The organism is Amphibacillus indicireducens, assembly GCF_039539605.1.
GTDB classification, from domain to species: Bacteria; Bacillota; Bacilli; order Bacillales; family Amphibacillaceae; genus Amphibacillus; species Amphibacillus indicireducens.
On record NZ_BAABDL010000154.1, the window covers coordinates 1 to 2,724 of the forward strand.

The following is a 2,724-nucleotide window of genomic DNA, read 5'->3' on the forward strand; positions in this document are numbered from 1 at the left end:
AAAATAACTGCTCAGCATTGATGGAGCAATCATTTTTTCGTTTATATAAGAATGGATACTGTAAAATCCCCGAGTGATCAATCTAGAAAATTTCCTCTTGATCTTTAACCATAGAATAGGTTAATCTAAAGCTAGGTCTTTTTTTAATCGTCGTTTATCGGTGAAAAATGTAGTTATTTGTGAGGTGAATTCCTGTGCAACATGCATTAGGTAACGATTGGCTAATTAAATCTGCTGGTGGTTCTAGTGGAGAAGCTTATTATGCTCAATCGAAGCAAAAGCGTTTATTTTTGAAGAGAAACTCTTCGCCATTTTTAGCAGTTCTTTCTGCACAAGGAATTGTTCCTAAATTAATTTGGACAAAACGTTTAGAAAATGGTGATGTGATTACTGCGCAAGAATGGCTTGATGGTAGAGAAATGCAACCAGAGGTGATCCATCATCCAAAGGTAGCGGAATTGTTGGGGCGCATCCATCATTCAGCTGAATTACTCGATATGTTAACAAGAATGGGCAAAATACCATTAAGCCCAACAATCTTATATGATGAAATTGAGCAATTGGTTTTAGAAAATGATCAAATGCACACAGATCCAATCATCAACCAAGGTCTCACTTGGATGAAAAGACAATTATCTAAGTTAGTACATATCAAACCTGTTGTTTGTCATTGTGACTTAAATCATAATAATTGGCTGATTACGAATCGTGGACAGCTCTATTTAATTGATTGGGATAATGCAGAAATTGGAGATCCAGCACTTGATTTAGCGATGTTATTTTCAAGTTATATTGAGGATAATGAGTGGGAGAAATGGTTAGAGAATTATGGTGTTGTTGGCAATCGGTCATTGTACTTGCGGATCCATTGGTATATGCTCTATCAAACCATTCAAGCACTTGATTGTTCAACGAGTATCGAAGAGTATGAGCATAATCGAACGACATTTAAAGATGTTTTAGCAAGAGCAAAGACATATCTTGTTTAAAAAGTAAGCCTCAGTTATAAAGCAACAACCCGAACAGCTGAATCGTTCGGGTTGTTTTTGACTTTGGACTATTATTAAATGTGAGACTAAATCATACTTTTTGTTTCTTCTGTTGAAATGATTGTGCCTGTGTAGGCGTCGACATAAAATTCATATTGCTTATTTTCACCATCGATTGTGCGGGTAATTCCACCTCGATAGACTAAATACTCAAGGCCATGTAAAGTGATCGCTTCACTTTTCATATAAATCCAAGAGCCACTAACTGCTCCACCTTCTTTAAATTTATCTTTTGCTATTTTGAGTGCTCGTTCTGCTTGAATAGGCATATCACTAACTTTTGCTTTAATAAAGTAACCAATAGCAATACCGACTCCTAAAGTGCCTAGTGCCTTCTTCCAATTCATCTACTTCACCTCGAATATTAAAGTTATTGTTAGTATACCTTATTTAACTCTAATAAGAAAACAGCTTGTTTAAAATATTTTTAAAAGTGGAAAAGAAGTTGATCTTTCGTTACAATAAAATATGCAGATAAATATTGGGAGGTTGTACATAATGAAGCAAGAAACATTAGCTATGTTTAAAACATTAACAGAATTGCAAGGTGCGCCTGGAAATGAACATCTTGTCCGTCAATATATGCGAACGGAATTAGAAAAATATAGTGATGAGATTGTCCAAGATCGACTAGGGGGAATTTTTGGCGTTAAAAAGGGTGAAGGGCCTAAGGTTCTAGTTGCTGGGCATATGGATGAAGTTGGTTTTATGGTGACGCAAATCACAAAAAACGGGATGATCAAATTTCAACCGTTAGGTGGTTGGTGGAACCAAGTCTTGTTAGCGCAGCGTGTGCAAGTGATGACGGATAATGGCCCTGTGATTGGGGTGATTGGTTCAATTCCGCCACACAACTTAACACCCGAGCAACGTGCAAAACCGATGGAATTAAAAAATATGTTGATTGATATTGGGGCAGATGACGAGGAAGATGCAAAGGCAATTGGGATTAGACCGGGTCAATCGATCTTACCTGTTACGCCATTCACACCGATGAGCAATGAAAAGAAAATCTTGGCTAAAGCATGGGATAACCGTTACGGTTGTGGTTTAGCGCTTGAATTGATGAAAGAATTAAAAGATGAAAAACTTCCGAACGAACTTTATTCTGGAGCAACTGTTCAGGAAGAGGTTGGTTTACGTGGGGCACAGGTTGCTGCCAATATGATTAAGCCAGATATCTTCTATGCACTTGATGCATCTCCTGCGAATGATATGTCTGGTGATGATAAAGAGTTTGGTCAGATTGGTAAAGGGGCGTTGTTGCGTATTTTTGACCGCACAATGATTACTCATAAAGGCATGCGTGAATTTGTTTTAGATACCGCAGAATCAAACAATATCCCATATCAGTACTTTATTTCTCAAGGTGGAACGGATGCAGGTCGCGTACATCTATCAAATGATGGTGTCCCTTCAGCAGTTGTCGGAATTGCATCACGTTACATTCATACACACGCATCAATTATCCATGTTGATGATTATGCAGCCGCGAAAGAATTAATTGTAAAGCTAGTGAAAAATACAGATGCGAATATGGTTGAGCAATTGAGAAGTAATAGTTAAAAAGTGGGCCCTCCCGCTTTTTTATTTTTTAGGTATTTAGTGTACACTGAATAATATCTAAATGCCGTCCTCTTAACAGTTCTGTTGATTTTTTGATATACTAAGTGCA

At 37.4% G+C, this 2,724-nt stretch carries 3 protein-coding genes; 2 read left to right on the forward strand and 1 reads right to left on the reverse strand.

The features are described from left to right. The first annotated feature begins 194 nt into the window (after nucleotides 1-194). Nucleotides 195-989, forward strand: coding sequence for a phosphotransferase family protein (locus ABD814_RS12895; RefSeq protein ID WP_344914055.1), 795 nt, complete (start codon nucleotides 195-197; stop codon nucleotides 987-989). 86 nt (nucleotides 990-1,075) lie between these two features. On the opposite strand, the gene ABD814_RS12900 is transcribed toward ABD814_RS12895, so the two are convergent. After that, the gene (locus ABD814_RS12900) at nucleotides 1,076-1,396 is read right to left on the reverse strand and encodes a PepSY domain-containing protein (protein WP_344914058.1); all 321 of its coding nucleotides are present in this window, start codon (nucleotides 1,394-1,396) and stop codon (nucleotides 1,076-1,078) included. A 151-nt stretch (nucleotides 1,397-1,547) separates the two neighbouring features. On the opposite strand from ABD814_RS12900, the gene ABD814_RS12905 reads away from it, so the two are divergent. After that, nucleotides 1,548-2,615, forward strand: coding sequence for a M42 family metallopeptidase (locus tag ABD814_RS12905; RefSeq protein ID WP_344914061.1), 1,068 nt, complete (start codon nucleotides 1,548-1,550; stop codon nucleotides 2,613-2,615). Nucleotides 2,616-2,724 lie beyond the last annotated feature (109 nt).